We start from the raw sequence: 18,626 nt of genomic DNA, 5'->3' as shown, positions 1-18,626 counted from the left end.
GTCGTACACCTGGCCGGATCGCAGTGGTCCCGGGGTAGTGTGCCCCGGTGACCACGCATTCGAACACACCTGCAGGCTGGTACCCGGATCCGCACGGAGCGGCCCAGACGCTCCGCTACTGGGACGGGGCGCAGTGGACCCAGCACACGCACCAGGACCAGCAGGGGGCGGGGCAGGCCCAGGCCTCGGCCGTGCAGGCCCCGCCGGTCCAGCAGGTGCCGCAGATCCCCCAGCAGTCGGCCGGCCCCGACCCGCGCGTGCAGCGTCAGGTGCAGCAGCAGGCCGGGGTCACCGGGGGCGGCCCCGGCGGCGGCACGCTGTTCTCCGAGCCGGTGCTCGTGGTCAACCAGAAGGCCAAGCTGATCGAGCTGACCAACGAGTACAAGGTCATGGATCAGAACGGCAACCAGGTCGGCTCCGTCACCCAGGTCGGGCAGAGCGCCTTCCGGAAGATCGTGCGGTTCTTCTACAGCATCGATCAGTTCATGAAGATCAAGCTGGAGATCCGCGACTCCTACGGGCAGCCGGTCATGCTGCTGACCCGGCCGGGGAAGATCTTCAAGTCGCGGGTGATCGTGGAGCGTCCGGACGGTTCGCCGGTCGGTGAGATCGTCCAGCAGAACATGATCGGGAAGATCAACTTCGCGCTGATGGTCAACGGCCGGCAGGTCGGCGCGATCAAGGCGGAGAACTGGCGGGCCTGGAACTTCGCGATCGTCGACCACACCGAGAACGAGGTCGCCCGGATCACCAAGACGTGGGAGGGACTCGCCAAGACGATGTTCACCACCGCGGACAACTACGTGCTGCAGATCCACTACCAGCTGCCCGAGCCGCTGCTGAGCCTGGTCGTCGCCACCGCGCTGACGGTCGACACCGCGCTGAAGCAGGACGCCCGCGGGTTCGGCTGAGCCGGCCTACAGCGGTGTGAGGTGCCCCGGCTCCGGCTGCCGGGGCACTGTCATGTCCCGCATCCCCGGTTCCACGGACGCGGTCGACGGCTCCAGCGCCAGGACCGCCGCCACCGGATGGTCGTCGTCCACCGGCACCGGGGGCGTCCGGGTCAGCAGCACCACACCCCATGCCGCCAGGCCCGCCCCGGCCAGTGCGAGCAGTACGCCCGCCGCGCCGCCCCGCAGTCCCTCGCCCAGCAGGGAGAGGCCGATGATCGCCGCGGCCAGCGGGTTGGCCAGGGTCACCACCGCCAAGGGGGCGCCCAGGCCGTCACGGTAGGCGGTCTGGGAGAGCAGGAGCCCGCCCGCGGCGAAGGCCGCGACGAGCAGGGCCACACCGATCACCTGGACGCTGAGCAGTGACTCGGAACGGTCGGTCGCGGCCACGGTCACGGTCTGGGTGAGCGCGGAGGCCACTCCCGAGGCGACCCCGGACGCCGACGCGTGCCGTATCCCCGGCCGGGCACCGGGCCGGGCCAGCAGGCCGATCAGGGCCGCCGTCACGGCCGCGACCGCCACCGCCTCGGACGTGCTCAGCACCTTGCCGGGCTCGGAGCCCGACGCCACCACCAGGATCGCGGCCAGGCCGGCCAGCGTGTACACGGTGCCCCGCCACTCCGTCGCGCCGACCCGGCGCCCCGCGATCCGCGCGCCCAGCGGCACCGCGGCGACGAGCGTGAGCGCGCCCAGCGGCTGGACCACGGTCAGGGGGCCGTACTTGAGGGCCACGACATGCAGCAGCGCGGCGGCCGCGTTGAGGCCGACGGATCCCCACCAGGCGCCCGAACTCAGCATCCGCAGCACACCGGAGCCGGGGTCGCGGGAGGCGAGGCGCTCCTGGGCGACGGCGGCGGCCGCGTACGCGACGGAGGAGAGCAGGGAGAGCGCGAGGGCGAGCAGGGTGGCGTTCATCGGCCCGCTCCGACCAGGACGTTCTTCTGGGGCTCGGTGGCTTCGGCCGGCGCGAGCTTCTCCTGCGCCCGGCCCGCCGTGGTGGCCGTACGGTGCGGCAGGTGGATGACGGCGAGGGCGATGCCGAGCAGGGCCGTCGCCACGACCGCGTCCATCCAGTAGTGGTTCGCGGTGCCGACGATGACCAGCAGGGTCACCAGCGGGTGCAGCAGCCAGAGCCAGCGCCAGTGCGAGCGGGTGGCCGCGATCAGGCCGATCGCCACCATCAGGGCCCAGCCGAAGTGCAGGGAGGGCATCGCGGCGAACTGGTTGGAGAGGGTGTCCGTCTGCGGCGGGCCGTACACGGAGGGGCCGTAGACCTTGGCGGTGTCGACCAGGCCGGCCGCGGCCAGCATCCGCGGCGGGGCCAGCGGGAAGACGAGGTGCAGCACCAGGGCGGCGCCGGTGAGGCCGGCGAGGACGCGGCGGGCCCAGACGTAGTGGGCGGGCCGCTTGAGGTACAGCCAGACCAGGAAGGCGACCGTGGCCGGGAAGTGGACGGTCGCGTAGTAGGTGTTGGCGATGTGCGCGAGGGTGTCGCCGTGCAGCAGCAGCGACTGCACCGAGCCCTCTCCCGGCAGGTGCAGGGCGCGTTCCCAGTCCCACACGCGGTCGGCGTTGCGGTAGGCCTCGAGGGTGTGACCCGTGACCAGTTGCCGGCCGAACTTGTAGACGAGGAAGAGTCCTACGACGAGCAGGAGCTCACGGACGAGCGGCGGCCGCGCTGTGGCGCTCGGCTCCGCTTCTGAAGGCTCGGTGCGGGCATTCATTCCCCCGGCCCTTTCGCTGGCGGTGGTGCTGGTACTGAATCCGAACAAGGTGATGACTCGTCCGGATTCCGAAACTCATCGGTACGACATCGTACCGATACGCCAGTGTACCGATACGGTCGGGTACCGGTACACTGGCGTATCGATAGACATACGACACACTGGAATCCGGGAATGAAACGCGGCGCCGGTGCAGCAGGCCGGCCGCCGGAGCGAGGGAAGGGGAGAGCCGATGACGTCGCAGGCCGCGGACGGACCGGAGACGGTCGCCGCCTCGCGCCGCTCCAAGATCACGCCCGAGCGTGAGCAGGAGTTCTTCGACGCCGTGCTCGAACAGATCCGCGAATGCGGATATGAAGCCGTGACCATGGAGGGCGTCGCCGCCAGCACCCGCTGCAGCAAGTCCACCCTGTACCGGCAGTGGAAGACCAAGCCCCAGTTCGTGGTGGCCGCGCTGCGCTCCTGCCGCACGTCGAAGTTCGACGGCATCGACACCGGATCGCTCGCCGAGGACCTGCGCGAGGCCGCTCGTGCCGCGGGCCGGTGGTCGATGCAGGAGACCAAGATGATCCAGGCGCTCGGCCACGCCGTCACCCAGGACGCGGAACTCGCGCAGGCCCTGCGTGAGGCGTTGGTCGACCCGGAGATCGCCGCACTGAGGCACATTCTCCAACGTGGGGTCGACCGGGGTGAGATCGCCACCGGAAACCCGGCCCTCGAGTACGTCCCGGTCCAGTTGTTCGGCGTCGTCCGCGCCCGCCGCGTGGTGGACGGGGAGTACGCCGACCCGGACTACATGGTCCGCTTCGTGGAGGCCGCCGTACTGCCGGCACTCGGCCTGACCTGAGATTCGGGCCGCCGTCCACGGGATGACTGGACGGTGACCTGATCGCGCCGCACCGTGGGGACGGGGGCGGCGCGCACCCCCCGGCCGGGTGGGGTTCCTCCTGAGCGGAGAGGCGCCCCACCCGGCCGACCGGTGTCCGGGGACCGGCCGTCAGACGCCCTGGCCGCTGCCGCCGCCCGTCGAGACCTTGATCCCCTTGGTGATGTCGTCGATCACGCTCTGGCCCTCGGCGACGTCGACACCGAAGCGGACCACGACGATCTGCCGCGGGTTCGCCGGGGACGGGAACGCCAGGGACTCGACATAGCCGTCGGAGCCCTTGCTGGTGACCGCCTGCCAGCGGACCCGGTAGCCCTTCTGCCCGGCCACGGTCACGGCCTCGGACTCGAGCACGTCGTGCGAGGTGATCGCACCGTAGGTCTTGCCGCCGTAGGACTGCTCGGCGTTCGCCGCGATGTCGGCCTTGGCGATCTGCTCGGGCGTGCTGCCCTTGGTGCGCAGTGCCAGTGCGGGCGCCGAGTAGGCACCGCCCTTTGTGCACGTCTTGGTGGTGTCGCCGGGGCAGGGGTAGGAGTCGTTCGAGGTCACGGACGCGCCGGCCGGGACCTCCTGGCCGTACCAGCCGTCGGGGATGGGCAGGCTGATGCCGTCGATCGAGTCGGTCACCGCACCGCTCTCGATCCTCGGCGCCTCGGACCCCCGCGGGGAGGGCGAGGGGCCCCCGGAACCCCCGCTGCCGCCGTTGCCGCCGGGCCCTCCGTCGCCGCCGAACGGCCCGCCCTGACCGCCCGTGCCACCGGGGCCCGGCCCCTGCGAGCTGGCGGTGTCGCCGTTGCCGTTGCCGCTGTGGGTCAGCGCGTACACACCCACGCCTATGCTCGCCAGGACCACGACGGCCACCGCCACGGCTATGCCCGTACGGCCGCGCCGCGACCCCGTGGGCGGCTGGGCGGGATACGGCGGATAAGCCGGGTACACCCCGGCGTCCCCGGGGCTCGCGACCTGTTCCGGGGGACCCCATGCGGCGGCCGATCCGGCGGGCCGGGTCCGCTCCGTCCACGCCCTGCCGTCCCACCAGCGCTCGGAGGCGGGACCGTCACTTGTCTGCCCGGGATCGGGGTACCACCCGGGGGGAGTCTCCTGCGTCATGCCCCCACCGTATGAGCCCTCGGTGAAAGAGGGATGAGAGGGGCTTCGGCCGATTCCCGGTCGAGGCCCCCGCACGGCGCCGACGGTCCCTCCGGTGCGAGCCGCACCGGCCGTTCCCGCCGGCCGGGGGTGATCGAACCGAGTACGCCGTGACCGACCACCCCGAACTGTCGGTGGTGAAGAGGGGCACGCCTCCAGGCGCTCCCTGACCCACGACTGACCGATGGTCAGGTTTGTCGACGGCAGGTCACGGGCAGGGCGCGTCGCCTGCGTGTACCGCAGGTCACCCGTCAAGGCAACAGGTACCCCGAGCGCCCTCCGCTTCCGCACCCGGACGGCTACGCTCGAGATCTGTACGTCGTTCGGGCGACTTGGGGAGGTAGCGGGATGACGGAGGTACGGCCCATTGCGGCCGCCCCGGCCTCGCTGTGGGAGCGCGACGAGGAACTCACCGCCGTCGAAAGGGCCATCGACTCCCTGTGCGCCGGCCGCGCGTCCTCCGGCAGTCTGCTGGTGATCCGCGGCGAGGCGGGCTTCGGCAAGACCGCCCTGCTGGCCGAGACCCGCCGTATCGCCGAGGCCCGCGGGTGCACCGTCTGGTCGGCCCGCGGCGGCGAGACGCTCAGGTCCGTCCCCTTCAACGTCGTACGACAACTCCTCCAGCCCGCCCTCCTGTCGCTGATGCCCGAGGAGGCCCGCGAGTACCTCGGCGACTGGTACGACATCGCGGGCCCCGCCCTCGGCATCGCGGACCCGGGGGAGCGCCAGGCCGACCCGCAGGGCGTGTGCGACGGACTGGTCGCCGCGGTGCGCCGGCTGGCCCGCCGGGACTGGCCGCTGGTGCTGCTGGTCGACGACGCCCACTGGGCCGACCAGGAGACCCTGCGCTGGCTCGCCGCCTTCGCCGAGCGCCTGGACGACCTGTCCGTCCTGGTCGTGGTGGCCCGGCGCCCCGGCGAGGCCACCACCGAGAGCGCCGGCCTCCTGGAGACCGTGGCCTCCGCCGCGGGCCGCCCCGTCACCAACCTCAGCGCCCTCACCCCGGACGCCACCGCGGGGCTCACCCGCGCCACCCTGGGCGAGCACGCCGACGCCCCCTTCTGCCGCGAGGTGTGGGCCGTCACCGGCGGCAACCCGTACGAGACCGTCGAACTCCTCGCCAAGGTCCGCGACAGCGAGATGGAGCCCAGCGAGGCCTCGGCGAACGAACTGCGCGAGCTGAACCGCTCGGCCCGTGGCGGCGGACTCGTCGCCCGCCTGGAGGAACTCGGCATCGACGCCACCCGCTTCGCCTGGGCGGCCGCGATCCTCGGCACCGACATCTCCGTCGGCCTGGCGGCCCGACTCGCGACGCTGAAGCCGGAGAAGGCGGCGGTCTGCGCCGAACTGCTGCGCAACGCCCGCATCCTCACCGACTCCGGGACGGAGGACGGCGAGCTGGAGTTCGTCCACCCGCTGATCGCCACCGCCGTCTACGAGTCCATCCCCGACGCCCTGCGCACCGCCATGCACGGCATCGCCGCCCAGCTCGTCACCGACTCCGGGCTCGGCGCCGCGGCCGCCTCCCGGCACCTGCTCAAGGTCCACCCGGACGACGACGAGGAACTCGTGGAGCAGCTGCGCGAGGCCGCTCGCGAACACCTTCTCGTCGGCGCCCCCGACGCGGCCCGCCGCTGCCTGGAGCGCGCCCTGGTGGAGCCCCCGACACCCGAGGTCCACGCGCGCGTGCTCTTCGAACTCGGCTGCGCCACCCTCCTGACCGCCCCCGCCAAGACCATCGGCCACCTCCAGACCGCGCTCGCCATGCCCGGCCTGGAGGGCTCCGCCCGGGTGGACGCCGTCATCCGCCTGTCCCAGGCGCTCATGCACAACAACCAGCTGGAGGAGGCGGTCCGCACGGTCGAGGCGGAGGCCGCCCGGCACGACGAGGGCCCCGCCCGGCTCCGCCTCCAAGCCGTGCAGTACACCTGGGAGGGGCTCTACCCCGGCGAGGCCACCTCCCCGGGGCGCTCGGAGCGCCTCGCCGACCTGGCCGCCATCTGCACCGGCCGGGACAACTCCGAGCGCGCCCTGCTGATCCTGCGCGGCTTCGACGCGATGGCCCGTGGCGAGAGCGCCGAGGAGATCGCCGAGGTGTGCGACCGCGCCCTCGTCAACGGCCGCCTCGCGCCCGGACTCGGCTGGACCGACACCGAGTGGGGCCTCGAACTGCCCCTGATGCTGGCCAGCGCCTACGCCTTCACGGACCGGCTCGACCGCGCCGAGGCCCTGTACACCGACGCCCTGCGCACCTACGAGTCGGCCGGCTGGAGCGGCGGCCACCTCGCGCTCGCCCACGCCTACGTCGGCCTCAACCACCGTCGGCGCGGCCGGCTGAGGGAGGCGGAGACCTCCCTGCGCGAGTCACTGCGGCTCGCCGAGCGGGTCGGGCGCGGGCTGCCGCTGTACTGGTCGGCGACCTGCAACCTCGTCGACACGCTGCTCGCGCGCGGGCACGTCGAGGAGGCGTGGGCGATCGCCGAACAGTACGGGTTCGCGCCGCCGTACCCGTCCACGATCGTGCTGCCCGACCCCCGGTCCGTGCGGGGACGCCTGCTGCTGGCCGTGGGCCGGACCAAGGACGGGATCAACGAACTGGACGCGGCGGAGAAGGCCGCGGAGGTCCGGGGGCACCACAATCCCGTGCTGGTGCCGTGGGCTGTCGACCTCGCCCGGGCGCTCGCGGTCGAAGACCCGGTGCGGGCCAACCAGTTGGCCACCCGGCTCCGGCGGCACGCCGAGCGGCTGGGCACGGACACGGCGATCGGTGAGGCGCTCAGGTGTGCCGCCGCGCTGGAGACCGGGCAGCGGGCGGTACGGCTCGCCGCGCAGGCGGTGGCGTACCTGGAGGCGTCGCCTTGTCAGTACGAGCATGCGGCGGCCCGGGTGGAGTACGGGATCGCCGCGCGGTCCGTGGCGGAGTTGAACCGGGGGCTGGCACTGGCGCGATCATGCGGGGCGGATGGGCTGGTGGCGCATGCCCGGGAGGTACTGGAGACAGGGCGCGGGCTGCGGTGACCCGGTCTGCGGGCCTGTGGGGGCTGGTCGCGCGGTTCCCCGCGCCCCTTCAGGGCGCCAGCAGTCGGTCGGTGACGGTCAGCAGACGCTTCTGTACTTCCTTGTCGTACGTCCCCTCATGTGCTCGCGCCAGCCTCGTTCCGTCGAAGTAGCCTCCAGACCCCAGGTCTTGTGTGGCCAGCGCGAGTACACCCGGGGCCCCGTCCGCGACCGTCGACCACGGGGCCACCCCGCCCTCGCGGACCATGGCCGTGTCCATGAAGGTCGCCGGGTGCAGGACGTTGACCGCGACCTGCGTTCCCGCCAACTCCTCGGCCAGCGCGAAGGTGTGGGCCGCCAGGGCGAACTTGGCGCGGCAGTACGCGGCGAAACCGGCGTAGCCGCGGGTGAACTCCGGGTCGTCGAAGTCGATCGGCTCCTGGCCCACCGAACCGACGTTGACGATCCGCGCGGGTGCGTTCGCGCGCAGCACCGGAAGCAGGGCGTGCGTCAGGGCCACCGGCGCCAAATAATTGACCGCCAGCCGCAGTTCATGTCCGTCCGCGCTCACCTCACGGCTGGATCCGGGCGAACCCGCGCCCACGCCCGCGTTGTTGACCAGGACGTCGAGCTCGGGGTGGGCCTCGGCGACCCGCGCGCCCAGCTCGCGCACCTCGGCCAGGGAGGCGAGGTCGGCCACGAACCCCTCGGCCGCCCCCTCCAGCCGCAGCTCCTCCACCAGACTCCCGGTACGGCCCGGGTCACGGCCATGGGCGAGGACGGTGTGGCCGGAGCGGACCAGTTCGAAGGCGACATAGCGGCCGAGCCCGGAGGTGGCACCCGTGATCAGGATGGTCGACATGCCCCCACCGTAGGCACATCGCCCCACCCCGCGCCTGTCCCTGCCGGGGTCACCCTTCCGGTGCGTCCCCTTCCTCCGCCAGCACTCGCTGGGCCGTGGCGAAGGCCGAGTTCGCCGCCGGTACCCCGCAGTACACGGCTGTCTGGAGCAGTACGGCCCCGATCTCCTCCGGCGTGAGGCCGTTGCGCCGCGCCGCCCGCACATGCATGGCCAGCTCGTCGTAGTGGCCGTGCGCGACCAGGGCCGTCAGCGTGATCATGCTGCGCTCGCGGCGGCTGAGCGTGGGGTCGGTCCAGATCTCGCCCCACGCGTAGCGCGAGATGAAGTCCTGGAAGCGCGCGGTGAACGGCGTCTGCCGGGCCTGTGCCCGGTCCACGTGCGCATCCCCGAGCACCTCGCGCCGCACCTCCATGCCCCGCCCGGCGCCCCCGTCGAGATGTGCGCGCAGGGCGGTGAGGACGGCTTCCGGGCACTGTGCGGGGGCCAGGTGCGAGGCCCCGGGGAGTTCGACGAGCGTGGCGCGCGGCACCGCGTCGGCGATCTCCCGCAGATGGGGCGGCGGGGTCGCCGGGTCCTGGCGGCCGGCGATCAGCAGGGTCGGCGCGGAGATCGCGGCCAGTCCATCGCGCAGGTCGTAGGAGGCGAGGGCGTCACAGCAGGCCGCGTACGCCTCCGGATCGGCCTCGGCGTGGTCCCGTACGAGCTCCGGCACGGTGAAGTCCCCCGCGAACCAACGGGAGTTCGCGCTCTCCAGCAGCCACCCCATGCCCTCCCGGCGGACCCGCTCGGCCCGTTCCTCCCACGGTTTGCTGCCGTTGAAGTGGGCCGAGGAGCAGATCACCGCAAGCGACGAGACGCGTTCGGGGTGATGCACGGCCAGATGCAGACCGACCGCACCGCCGAGCGAGACCCCCGCGTACGCGAACCGCTCGACGCCGAGGGAGTCGGCGAGCGCGAGCACCAGGTCGGCCAGGTCACCCACGGTGGCCCCGGCACCGATCAGGCCCGCCGCCGAACCGCCGTGCCCGGGCAGGTCCCAGCGGATCACCCGGTGGCTGATGGACAGCTCGGGCGCCACCTGGTCCCACAGGGCGTACGAGGTCCCGAGCGAGGGTCCGAGGAGCAGCGGGGGAGCGGAAGCGGGCCCCTCGGCACGGTGGTTGAGGAGTTTCTCGGTCAACGTCGCTCCAGGGCACGGTCGGTGAGGGCTCCGGCGGAGCCGGTGTAGCGGGCGGGGTCGGTGTGCTCGTCGAGGTCGACGTCCTTCAAGTCGGGCTCTTGGGCGAGGAGTTCGCCGAGCGAGAGCCCTTCGGTGTACGTCCGCCTCGCGAGGTCCGTGAGCAGCTGCTTCGCGCGGGAGCGACCCAGCACGGGTGCCAGCTCGGCGGAGAGCCGCTCGGAGACGATCAACCCGTGGGTGAGATCCAGGTGTTCACGCATGGTGGCCGCGTTCACCCTCAGCCCTTCGGTCAGTGCGACCGCGTCCCGGGCGGCGCCGCCGGCCAGTCGCAGCAGATCCCTGAGCGGCTCCCACTCCGCGTGCCAGGCTCCGGCCGGCCGCTCGTCCTCCGCGGCCATCGAGCCGAACAGTGTGGCCGCGAGCTGGGGCGCGCGCCGGGCCGCGGCCGCGATCAGCGTCGAGCGGACGGGGTTCGCCTTGTGCGGCATGGCGGAGGAGCCGCCCCCGCTGCCCTCCGTGACCTCGGCGATCTCGGTACGGCCGAGGACGAGGACGTCCGCGGCGATCTTGCCCAGTGCTCCGGCCGTGAACGCCAGGCATCCGGCGAGATCGGCGACCGGGGCGCGCAGGGTGTGCCAGGGGAGCACCGGCGCGCCGAGTCCGAGCTCGGCTGCGAACGCTGCCGTGAGGGCCGGGGCGTCCTCGGCGCCGTACACCGTGAAGGCCGCCAAGGTCCCAGCGGCGCCGCCCAGTTGGACCGGCAGAGAGCTGCGTACGACGGCGACCCGGTCCCGCGCGTCCAGGACCAGCGAACGCCACCCGGCCGCCTTCAGCCCGAACGTCGTCGGTACGGCGTGCTGGGTCAGCGTCCGTCCCGGCATCGCGGTGTCCCGGTGCTCGGAGGCCAGCCGGGACAGTGCGAGCTGGACGCGGTGGAGGTCGGTCAGCACGAGGTCCAGGGTGCGGCCCGCCACCAGCATCGTCGCCGAGTCCAGGATGTCCTGGCTGGTCGCGCCCCGGTGCACATACGGGCCGTACTCCTCGCCGACCGCCTTGGTGAGATCGGCGACCAGAGGGATGACGGGGTTGCCGCCGGCGCGTGCCCGCTCGGCGAGGGACCGTACGTCGAAGCGGTCCGCGTGGGCCGCCTCGGTCACCGCGTCGGCCGCCGCGTCCGGGGCGAGCCCCAGACGGGCCTGCGCCCGGGTCAGCGCGGCCTCCGCGTCCAGCAGCGCCTGGAGGTAGGCGCCGTCGGAGGTCGCGGAGGCGGCGGGGGAGCCCGCCCACCCGGGGGCGAGCAGACCGGTGTCCGGGCCGGTGTCCGGATCGGGAGAAGTCACTGGAACTCCAGGAAGACCGTTTCGCCTTCGCCCTGAAGGCGGATGTCGAAACGGTAGGTGCCATCGCCCTGCCGACGTGCGATCAGCGTGTCGCGCCGCTCGGCCGGTACCCGGGCCAGCAGCGGGTCGGCGGTCAGAGCAGCCTCGTCGTCCGGCAGGTAGATCCGGGTGTACAGGTGCACCAGCAGACCGCGCGCGAAGACGCACACGCTGATGTACGGCGCGCTCTGCCCCCGCGCGCCCGGCCGCAGCGTCCGCGCGCTCCAGTGGCCGTTGGCGTCGGTCTGGATACGGCCCCAGCCGGTGAACTCCACGCCGTTGCGGCCCAGGTAGCCGCCGCTGGCGGGGTCGCGCCGGATCGAACCGTCGACCTGGGGGATGTTGCCGTCGGGGTCGGCGCCCCACAGCTCCACGAAGGCGTCGGGCAGCGGGTCGCCCTCGCCGTCGGTGATGTAGCCCTGGAGGGTGAGGGTGTCCGGGTGGCCGACGGGCGCGATGTCGCCGCCGCCGGGGAAGGGCAGGGCGTGGCCGTAGAAGGGGCCGACCGTGTGCGACGGGGTCGGCAGCACGGTCTCCGGACGGCTGGTGTCGATCTTCGTCATGGCTGGTCAGCGTCCTTCTTCGATCCAGGTGGCCTGCGGTCCGTCAAGCACGATGTCCCAGTGGTAGCCCATCGAGAACTCCGGCACGGACAGACTGTGGTCGTAGGTGGCGACGAGCCGCTGACGGGCCGAGTCGTCCGTGACCGACTGGATGATCGGGTCGTAGGGGAACAGCGGGTCGCTCGGGAAGTACATCTGCGTCACGAGCCGCTGGGTGAACGCCGTGCCGAAGATCGAGAAGTGGATGTGGGCCGGCCGCCACGCGTTGAGGTGCTGGCGCCACGGGTAGGGGCCCGGCTGGACGGTGGTGAAGCGGTAGAAGCCGCTGTCGTCGGTCAGGGTGCGGCCGACGCCGGTGAAGTTCGGGTCCAGCGGGGCATCGTGCTGCTCGCGCTGGTGGGCGTAGCGCCCGGCCGAGTTCGCCTGCCAGATCTCGACCAACTGCCCGCGCAGCGGACGGCCGTTGCGGTCCAGGAGCCGTCCCTCCACGGTGATCCGCTCACCGATGGGCTCCCCGTTGTGCTGCCGGGTCAGGTCGTTGTCGATCTCGGTGATGTCCCGCTCCCCGAAGGCGGGCGAGTGCAGCTCGACCAACTCCGGGTCCTTGGACACGTCGATGCCGATCGGCGGCTGCTTCGGGTGCCGCAGCACCGAGGAACGGTAGGGCGCGTAGTCGCGCCGCGGCTGGTGCTCGACGGGGCCGCCGTCGGCGAGCCGCTTCTCGTAGGCGGCGTGCTCGGCGGCGATTTCCTGGTCGATGTCGTGCTGGGTGAGAGTCATGGGAATTCCTGCTTTTCGTTAACGTTCGAGGACGAGAGCGAGGCCCTGGCCGACGCCGATGCACAGGGTGGCGACACCGACTCCGCTGCCCTTGCGGGCGAGCTGGTGGGCGACCGTGCCGGCCAGCCGCGCGCCGGAGGCACCGAGCGGGTGACCGAGGGCGATCGCTCCGCCCTGCGGGTTGAGGACCGCCGGGTCGAACTCGGGCCACTCGGCCACGCATCCCAGCACCTGCGCGGCGAACGCCTCGTTCAGCTCCAGCACCGACAGATCGTCGAATCCCTTGCCCGCCTTGGCGAGCGCCCGGTTGACGGCCTCCACGGGGGCGAGGCCGAAGTAGTGCGGGTCCAGCGCGTTGACCCCGGTGGCGGAGACCCGGGCCAGCGGCTCGCGACCGGTCGCCGCGAGACCCTCGTCGTCGACGAGCAGCAGTGCCGCGGCACCGTCGTTCAAGGGGGAGGCGTTGCCCGCGGTGACCGTGCCGCCCTCCTTGCGGAACGACGGCTTCAGCTTGGCCATCGCCTCCAGGGACGCGTCCGGCCGTACGCACTCGTCGGCGGCGAAGACGACCGGCTCGCCCTTGCGCTGCGGGATGGTGACGGGGGCGAGCTCGGCGTCGAAGAGACCCTCGGTCTGCGCCTTGGCCGCCTTCTCATGGCTGTGCAGCGCGAACTCGTCCTGCTGCTCACGCGTGATCTTGTGCTTCTCCGCGATCAGTTCCGCCGACTCGCCCAGCGGAACGGTCCACTGCGGTTCCATCCGCGGGTTGACCATGCGCCAGCCCAGCGTGGTCGAGTACAGCTCGGCGTGTCCGGCCGGGAACGGCTTGTCGGACTTGGGCAGCACGTACGGCGCCCGGGTCATCGACTCCACGCCACCGGCCACGGCGATGGAGGCGTCCCCGAGGGCGATCGCCCGGGCCGCCTGGATCACCGCCTCCAGACCAGACGCGCACAGCCGGTTGACGGTCACGCCCGGCACGGACGTCGGAAGGCCGGCGAGCAGCGCGGCCATGCGGCCGACGTTGCGGTTCTCCTCGCCCGCGCCGTTGGCGTTGCCGAAGTAGACGTCCTCGATCCGGGACGGGTCCAAGTCGGGCGTACGGATGAGGAGTTCACGGATCGCGTGGGCGCCCAGGTCGTCCGGGCGCACCGGGGCGAGACCGCCGTTGTAGCGGCCGACCGGGGTGCGGACCGCGTCGACGATGTAGACGTTCTTCACTTGAGGCCCTCCGTGACGGTCAGCTTGGCGTCGGTCTTGGCGGTGATCTCCTCGACACTCACCCCGGGCGCCGTCTCGACGAGCACCAGTCCGTCCTCGGTGACGTCCAGGACGCCGAGGTCCGTGATGATCCGGTTGACGCACGCCTTGCCGGTCAGCGGCAGCGCGCACTCGGTGAGGATCTTCGGGGAGCCGTCCTTGGCGGTGTGCGTCATCACCACGATGACCGTCCGGGCGCCGTGGACCAGGTCCATCGCCCCGCCGATCCCGGTGATCAGCTTGCCGGGGATGGCCCAGTTGGCCAGGTCGCCGGCCTCGGACACCTGCATGGCGCCCAGTACGGCCACGTCGATGTGGCCGCCCCGGATCATCCCGAAGGACAGCGCCGAGTCGAAGAAGGACGCCCCCGGCAGCACGGTGACGGTCTCCTTGCCCGCGTTGATCAGATCGGGGTCGACCTGGTCCTCGGTGGGGTAGGGGCCGGTGCCCAGGATGCCGTTCTCGGACTCGAGGATCACCTCGACGTCCTCGGGGAGGTAGTTGGGGATCAGCGTCGGCAGGCCGATGCCGAGGTTGACGTACTGACCGTCCTGCAGCTCGCGTGCCGCCCGCGCGGCCATCTGTTCCCGTGTCCAGGCCATCAGTCGCCCACCGTGTCCCGTGCCGGAGCCGCGGAGACCGTCCGCTGCTCGATCCGCTTGTCCGCCGCCTGCTCCGGGGTCAGCGCGACGACCCGCTGCACGAAGATCCCCGGGAGGTGCACCGCGTCCGGATCGATCTCACCGGGCTCCACCAGCTCCTCCACCTCGGCGATGGTGACCCTGCCCGCCATGGCCGCGAGGGGGTTGAAGTTCCGGGTCGACCTGTTGAAGACCAGGTTGCCGTGCCGGTCGCCCTTCGCCGCCCTGACCAGCGCGAAGTCGGTGCGGATGCCGTGCTCCAGCACGTACTCCGTGCCGTCGAACTCCCGCACCTCCTTCGGCGGTGAGGCGAGAGCGACCCCGCCCTGGCCGTCGTAGCGCCAGGGGAGTCCGCCGTCGGCGACCTGGGTGCCCACGCCGGCCGGGGTGAAGAACGCGGGGATACCGGCACCGCCCGCCCGCAGCCGCTCGGCGAGCGTGCCCTGAGGGATCATCTCGACCTCCAGCTCACCGGCCAGGTACTGGCGGGCGAACTCCTTGTTGGCGCCGATGTAGGAGCCGGTCACCCGGGCGATCCGCCCGGCCGCGAGCAGGACCGCGAGGCCCGACTCCATCGCCCCGCAGTTGTTGGAGACCACCGACAGGGAGCTGGTGCCCTGCTCGTACAGGGCCTGGATGAGCACGTTCGGCACACCGCTCAGGCCGAAACCGCCCACCGCGAGCGACGCGCCCTCCGGCACATCGGCCACCGCCTCGGCGGCTGTGGCGACCACCTTGTCCATCCGCGTAGCCCCATCTCTCCAAGTGCTCAGTGCACTGAGTATTTCAGCGAGGTTTCTCTTAAGCTGCCACTGTGGCAGCCTGGCGTCAAGGCTCACTAGTCTTCAGTGCACCAACCAAAAAACACCCGCCCACCTGACTCGGGAGCGCACATGGCCGCGGTGGACCTCACCACCCACCCCGGGCACCTCGCCCGGCGGCTCCAGCAGGCGCACTACCTGCTGTGGAACACCATGGTCTCCGAGGAGATCACCTCGCCCCAGTTCGCGGTCCTGAACGCCCTCGTCGCCGAGCCGGGGCTCGACCAGCGCACGGTGGGGGAGCGGGTGGGACTCGACCGGTCCACCATCGCCGAGGTCATCAGCAGGCTCGGCCGGCGCGGACTGCTCGACAAGGTCCGCGACCCCCAGGACGGCCGCCGCTTCCTGCTGCGCCTGACCGACGACGGGGTGCGCACCCACCGCAAGCTGACCGTGCGCACCGCCCGGATGAACCAGGTCTTCCTGGCCCCGCTCTCCGCCGAGGAGCAGGGCCAGTTCTTCGAGCTGATCCGCCGGGTCGCGGACGCGGCGGAGGGGCTCCGCAATCCCGCCGAGCCTCTCGTCACCCAGGGCTGATCAGGACGCCTTCACGAAGACGACCCACACCTGGCCCTTCGCGAAGTTGACCGGAGAGCCGTCCTCGGTGGTGAACTCCGTGCCGTCCGTGGCCTTCGCCCGCTTCCAGTTGACGTCGTAGGCGCGGCCGTCGCGCAGCACCTTCGCCTTCCCCGAGCCGACCGTGACCGTGTACGGCGTGTTGTTGCCGAGGAAGTCGTGGTAGGCGGACTTGCGGATCTTCACGTACTGCACCACGACCGTGGCCGGGGCCAGCCGCTTGCCGTCGGCCGTCACATCGGGCGTGCCGTCCATGGAGACCAGCCAGCGCTCCCGGCTCTTCGACCAGGTGAAGGTGAAACGGGCGGCCGGGTAGCGGACCGTCTCCGAGGTGTCCTCGGTGCCGCCGGCCGGTGCGGGGCCGTACCGGAAGCCGGTCGTCAGCGCGGCCGCGCCCGGTGGGACGGGCACCAGGCGCTTCGGCCGCAGGTAGAGGTTGTGCGGGGCGGCATTGTCGCTGCCGCGGAAGTAGGCGCCGGACGCTTCCTCGGGGGTCCGGGCGTCCAACGGCGCCCTGTTGATCAGGGGCATCAGCTTGCCCTGGGCGCCCGAGAAGGCGAGCGTCGGGTCGTCGAACTGCCGCAGCAGCTCCAGGTCCGACTCCCGGGCGCTGCGCACAGGGCCGACGGCCTTCGGCAGCTTCGTCGCGAACACCGCCATCAGGCGGCTGAGTCCGCCCTCGACCTGCTCGGCGTAGACGATGTCCGCGGAGTCGATACCGGTCTGCGGCCGCGCCGGACGCACGTTGTCGATCTTCACCGCGAGCGGAGAGGGATGATCCGCCTCTTCACTGGGTTCCGGTGTGTTCGGTTGCGAGGCGCTCGGCTGCGCCGTGCGGAACTGTCCGCGTCCGTCGTCGGCCGGGACGCGGGGGCCGCCGTGCCCCGTGCAACCCGCGGCGAAGAGGCCCGTGGCGGTCAGCAGTGCCGCCGCCGTACGGGCGCGTCGCGTCCGCGCCCTGTGTTCCCTGCCCGCCATACCCACCATGCCCACCATGCCCGCCCGACTCGTGTCTTTGATTGTGCGCTTATAAGTTCATTGGTGGCCATACCCGTCTGTTTCTGATTAGTCGCGTCGAGTACGCCGATCGGCCCTGGATCGCCGGTTCGGTGCGGGCCCGCCGGGTACCCGGGGCGTCCTACCCGAGGACCGACACGCGACGTGACGGAGGGAGTGCCGGGCGATGAAGGCTGTGACCTGGCAGGGCAAGCGGGACGTACGGGTGGAGGAGGTGCCCGATCCGAAGATCCAGGAACCGACGGATGCCGTCATCCGGATCACGTCGAGCGGATTGTGCGGCTCCGACCTGCACCTCTACGAGGTACTGACTCCGTTCATGACACCGGGCGACATCCTCGGCCATGAACCCATGGGCATCGTCGAGGAAGTCGGCGCCGGGGTGCCGGACCTCTCGGTGGGCGACCGTGTCGTCGTGCCCTTCCAGATCGCCTGCGGCAACTGCTGGATGTGCATGACCGGGCTGCCGACCCAGTGCGAGACCACCCAGGTCACCAGCGAGGGCATGGGCGCCGCCCTGTTCGGCTACACCCGCCTCTACGGCGCCGTACCGGGCGCCCAGGCCGAGTACCTGCGTGTCCCGCAGGCCCAGTACGGACCCATCAAGGTTCCCGAGGGCCCGCCGGACGACCGCTTCGTGTACCTCTCCGACGTGCTGCCCACCGCCTGGCAGGCCGTCGCCTACGCGGACGTCCCCGAGGGCGGCAGTGTCGCCGTGCTCGGACTCGGGCCCATCGGCGACATGGCCTGCCGGGTCGCGCAGGTGCGCGGCGCCGGGCGGGTCTTCGGCGTCGACCTGGTGACCGAACGGCTGCGCCGGGCCCGCACGCGGGGCGTGGAGACGTACAACCTCAGGAGCTTCGACAGCGAGAAGGAACTCGTCCAGGCGATCCGCGACGAGACCGACGGGCGCGGCCCGGACGCCGTGATCGACGCCGTCGGCACCGAGGCCCACGGCAGCGCGGCCGCCCGCCTGGCCCAGAACGCCTCGGCGCTGCTGCCCAGGAAGATCGGCGGACCGTTCGCCGAACGCTTCAGCATCGACCGGCTCGCCGCTCTGCACACCGCGATCGAACTGGTCCGCCGCGGCGGCACGCTCTCCCTCACCGGCGTCTACGGCGGCATGGCCGACCCGCTGCCCATGCTCACCATGTTCGACAAGCAGATCCAGATCCGGATGGGCCAGGCCAACGTGCGGCGCTGGAGCGACGAGATCATCCCGTATCTGACCGACGAGGACCCGCTCGGCGTCGACGACTTCGCGACCCATCACGTACCGCTGTCGGACGCCCCGCACGCGTACGAGATGTTCCAGAAGAAGCAGGAGGGCGCGGTCAAGGTGCTGATGCGGCCCTGACCCGGCGGGGTCGGCGGGTGCTGTCCTGACTGCGGGCTTGGCTGGAGCCGGTGCGGTCCCGCGGACTCGGTCGGTGCGGTTCCTCCGGGTGTGCGGGTCCGACTGGTGCGGTTCTGACTCCGGTGGGGCTCGACCGGGGCGGCCCGCGACCGCACGGGTCCGGCTGATCCGCTCCTGGCCGCGCGCTTGACTGGTGCTGCTTCGGTTCTGGGTGCTCGGCTGGTGCGGTGGCGACCGTGGCGGGTTCGCTGGCGTGGTTCTGGCTGGGCGGGTCGGGCTGATGCGCTCACCGCAGGACGGGTCTGACTGATGCGCTCCCGGTCGCGGGCTTGGTTGGTGCTGCTTCGGTTCTGGGTGCTCGGCTGGGTGTGGTCGCGACCGCGGCGCGTTCGCTGGCGTGGTTCTGGCTGGGCGGGTCGGGCTGATGCGCTCACCGCAGGACGGGTCTGACTGATGCGCTCCCGGTCGCGGGCTTGGTTGGTGC

Annotated in this window: 17 protein-coding genes; 5 read left to right on the top strand and 12 right to left on the bottom strand. The window is 71.9% G+C overall.

All coding sequences use genetic code 11. From position 1 onward, the window contains the following. The first annotated feature begins 47 nt into the window (after positions 1–47). Positions 48–911, top strand: coding sequence for a phospholipid scramblase-related protein (locus ACFYZ8_RS41565; protein WP_388532278.1), 864 nt, complete (start codon positions 48–50; stop codon positions 909–911). A 6-nt stretch (positions 912–917) separates the two neighbouring features. Here the strand turns inward: ACFYZ8_RS41565 and ACFYZ8_RS41560 are convergent, their stop codons facing one another. Beyond that, a complete protein-coding gene (locus ACFYZ8_RS41560; RefSeq protein ID WP_359029828.1) occupies positions 918–1,865 on the bottom strand; it encodes a hypothetical protein in 948 nt (315 codons plus the stop codon). After that, complete coding sequence (locus tag ACFYZ8_RS41555) at positions 1,862–2,674, bottom strand: phosphatase PAP2 family protein (protein ID WP_359029829.1); 813 nt, start codon at positions 2,672–2,674, stop codon at positions 1,862–1,864. The genes ACFYZ8_RS41560 and ACFYZ8_RS41555 overlap by 4 nt, the downstream gene beginning before the upstream one ends. A gap of 232 nt (positions 2,675–2,906) precedes the next feature. Here ACFYZ8_RS41555 and ACFYZ8_RS41550 point away from each other — a divergent pair, with 232 nt between their 5' ends. Then, positions 2,907–3,521 carry a TetR/AcrR family transcriptional regulator gene (locus ACFYZ8_RS41550; RefSeq protein ID WP_388532280.1) on the top strand — a complete coding sequence of 205 codons (615 nt, stop codon included), beginning with the start codon at positions 2,907–2,909 and terminating at the stop codon, positions 3,519–3,521. Positions 3,522–3,671: 150 nt separating this feature from the next. On the opposite strand, the gene ACFYZ8_RS41545 is transcribed toward ACFYZ8_RS41550, so the two are convergent. After that, entirely contained in the window at positions 3,672–4,670 is a 999-nt protein-coding gene (locus tag ACFYZ8_RS41545; protein ID WP_388532282.1) for a DUF2510 domain-containing protein, read from the bottom strand. 387 nt (positions 4,671–5,057) lie between these two features. On the opposite strand from ACFYZ8_RS41545, the gene ACFYZ8_RS41540 reads away from it, so the two are divergent. Further along, entirely contained in the window at positions 5,058–7,727 is a 2,670-nt protein-coding gene (locus ACFYZ8_RS41540; RefSeq protein ID WP_388532284.1) for an ATP-binding protein, read from the top strand. Positions 7,728–7,776: 49 nt separating this feature from the next. Here the strand turns inward: ACFYZ8_RS41540 and ACFYZ8_RS41535 are convergent, their stop codons facing one another. Genes ACFYZ8_RS41535 through ACFYZ8_RS41500 form a run of 8 tightly spaced genes read right to left on the bottom strand, consistent with a single transcriptional unit; the run spans position 7,777 to position 15,114 of the window. Further along, positions 7,777–8,568, bottom strand: coding sequence for an SDR family NAD(P)-dependent oxidoreductase (locus tag ACFYZ8_RS41535; RefSeq protein ID WP_388532286.1), 792 nt, complete (start codon positions 8,566–8,568; stop codon positions 7,777–7,779). A 49-nt stretch (positions 8,569–8,617) separates the two neighbouring features. Continuing rightward, a complete protein-coding gene (pcaD, locus tag ACFYZ8_RS41530; RefSeq protein ID WP_388532288.1) occupies positions 8,618–9,748 on the bottom strand; it encodes a 3-oxoadipate enol-lactonase in 1,131 nt (376 codons plus the stop codon). Continuing rightward, positions 9,745–11,088: a 3-carboxy-cis,cis-muconate cycloisomerase gene (gene pcaB / locus ACFYZ8_RS41525; protein ID WP_388532289.1), complete on the bottom strand. Its 1,344-nt coding sequence runs from the start codon at positions 11,086–11,088 to the stop codon at positions 9,745–9,747. Before pcaB ends, pcaD begins: the two co-directional genes overlap by 4 nt. Then, entirely contained in the window at positions 11,085–11,690 is a 606-nt protein-coding gene (gene pcaG, locus ACFYZ8_RS41520; RefSeq protein WP_388532291.1) for a protocatechuate 3,4-dioxygenase subunit alpha, read from the bottom strand. The genes pcaB and pcaG overlap by 4 nt, the downstream gene beginning before the upstream one ends. 6 nt (positions 11,691–11,696) lie before the next feature. Next, positions 11,697–12,470, bottom strand: coding sequence for a protocatechuate 3,4-dioxygenase subunit beta (gene pcaH, locus ACFYZ8_RS41515; RefSeq protein ID WP_388532293.1), 774 nt, complete (start codon positions 12,468–12,470; stop codon positions 11,697–11,699). Between the two features lie 18 nt (positions 12,471–12,488). After that, a complete protein-coding gene (locus tag ACFYZ8_RS41510; RefSeq protein ID WP_388532295.1) occupies positions 12,489–13,691 on the bottom strand; it encodes a thiolase family protein in 1,203 nt (400 codons plus the stop codon). Continuing rightward, entirely contained in the window at positions 13,688–14,332 is a 645-nt protein-coding gene (locus ACFYZ8_RS41505) for a CoA transferase subunit B (RefSeq protein WP_388532297.1), read from the bottom strand. The genes ACFYZ8_RS41510 and ACFYZ8_RS41505 overlap by 4 nt, the downstream gene beginning before the upstream one ends. Beyond that, a complete protein-coding gene (locus tag ACFYZ8_RS41500) occupies positions 14,332–15,114 on the bottom strand; it encodes a CoA transferase subunit A (protein ID WP_388532299.1) in 783 nt (260 codons plus the stop codon). The genes ACFYZ8_RS41505 and ACFYZ8_RS41500 overlap by 1 nt, the downstream gene beginning before the upstream one ends. Positions 15,115–15,264: 150 nt before the next feature. Here ACFYZ8_RS41500 and ACFYZ8_RS41495 point away from each other — a divergent pair, with 150 nt between their 5' ends. Then, positions 15,265–15,729 (top strand): MarR family transcriptional regulator, encoded by a 465-nt coding sequence (locus tag ACFYZ8_RS41495; RefSeq protein WP_359029841.1) that lies wholly within the window; start codon positions 15,265–15,267, stop codon positions 15,727–15,729. On the opposite strand, the gene ACFYZ8_RS41490 is transcribed toward ACFYZ8_RS41495, so the two are convergent. Continuing rightward, the gene (locus ACFYZ8_RS41490; protein ID WP_389050817.1) at positions 15,730–16,746 is read right to left on the bottom strand and encodes a DUF3048 domain-containing protein; all 1,017 of its coding nucleotides are present in this window, start codon (positions 16,744–16,746) and stop codon (positions 15,730–15,732) included. A 205-nt stretch (positions 16,747–16,951) separates the two neighbouring features. On the opposite strand from ACFYZ8_RS41490, the gene ACFYZ8_RS41485 reads away from it, so the two are divergent. Continuing rightward, positions 16,952–18,142 (top strand): zinc-dependent alcohol dehydrogenase, encoded by a 1,191-nt coding sequence (locus tag ACFYZ8_RS41485; protein WP_388532303.1) that lies wholly within the window; start codon positions 16,952–16,954, stop codon positions 18,140–18,142. Positions 18,143–18,626: the final 484 nt, after the last annotated feature.

This window comes from Streptomyces sp. NPDC001668 (assembly GCF_042893155.1).
In the GTDB taxonomy this organism is placed as follows: Bacteria; Actinomycetota; Actinomycetes; order Streptomycetales; family Streptomycetaceae; genus Streptomyces.
This window is presented reverse-complemented; position numbering and strand designations above follow the sequence as displayed.

Bases quoted from the DNA above. Each gene is read 5' to 3' on its own strand.
- ACFYZ8_RS41560 (WP_359029828.1), bottom strand. From the start codon at position 1,865: ATGAACGCCACCCTGCTCGCCCTCGCGCTCTCCCTGCTCTCCTCCGTC.
- ACFYZ8_RS41555 (WP_359029829.1), bottom strand. From the start codon at position 2,674: ATGAATGCCCGCACCGAGCCTTCAGAAGCGGAGCCGAGCGCCACAGCG.
- ACFYZ8_RS41550 (WP_388532280.1), top strand. From the start codon at position 2,907: ATGACGTCGCAGGCCGCGGACGGACCGGAGACGGTCGCCGCCTCGCGC.
- ACFYZ8_RS41545 (WP_388532282.1), bottom strand. From the start codon at position 4,670: ATGACGCAGGAGACTCCCCCCGGGTGGTACCCCGATCCCGGGCAGACA.
- ACFYZ8_RS41540 (WP_388532284.1), top strand. From the start codon at position 5,058: ATGACGGAGGTACGGCCCATTGCGGCCGCCCCGGCCTCGCTGTGGGAG.
- ACFYZ8_RS41535 (WP_388532286.1), bottom strand. From the start codon at position 8,568: ATGTCGACCATCCTGATCACGGGTGCCACCTCCGGGCTCGGCCGCTAT.
- pcaG (WP_388532291.1), bottom strand. From the start codon at position 11,690: ATGACGAAGATCGACACCAGCCGTCCGGAGACCGTGCTGCCGACCCCG.
- pcaH (WP_388532293.1), bottom strand. From the start codon at position 12,470: ATGACTCTCACCCAGCACGACATCGACCAGGAAATCGCCGCCGAGCAC.
- ACFYZ8_RS41505 (WP_388532297.1), bottom strand. From the start codon at position 14,332: ATGGCCTGGACACGGGAACAGATGGCCGCGCGGGCGGCACGCGAGCTG.
- ACFYZ8_RS41500 (WP_388532299.1), bottom strand. From the start codon at position 15,114: ATGGACAAGGTGGTCGCCACAGCCGCCGAGGCGGTGGCCGATGTGCCG.
- ACFYZ8_RS41495 (WP_359029841.1), top strand. From the start codon at position 15,265: ATGGCCGCGGTGGACCTCACCACCCACCCCGGGCACCTCGCCCGGCGG.
- ACFYZ8_RS41490 (WP_389050817.1), bottom strand. From the start codon at position 16,746: ATGGCGGGCAGGGAACACAGGGCGCGGACGCGACGCGCCCGTACGGCG.
- ACFYZ8_RS41485 (WP_388532303.1), top strand. From the start codon at position 16,952: ATGAAGGCTGTGACCTGGCAGGGCAAGCGGGACGTACGGGTGGAGGAG.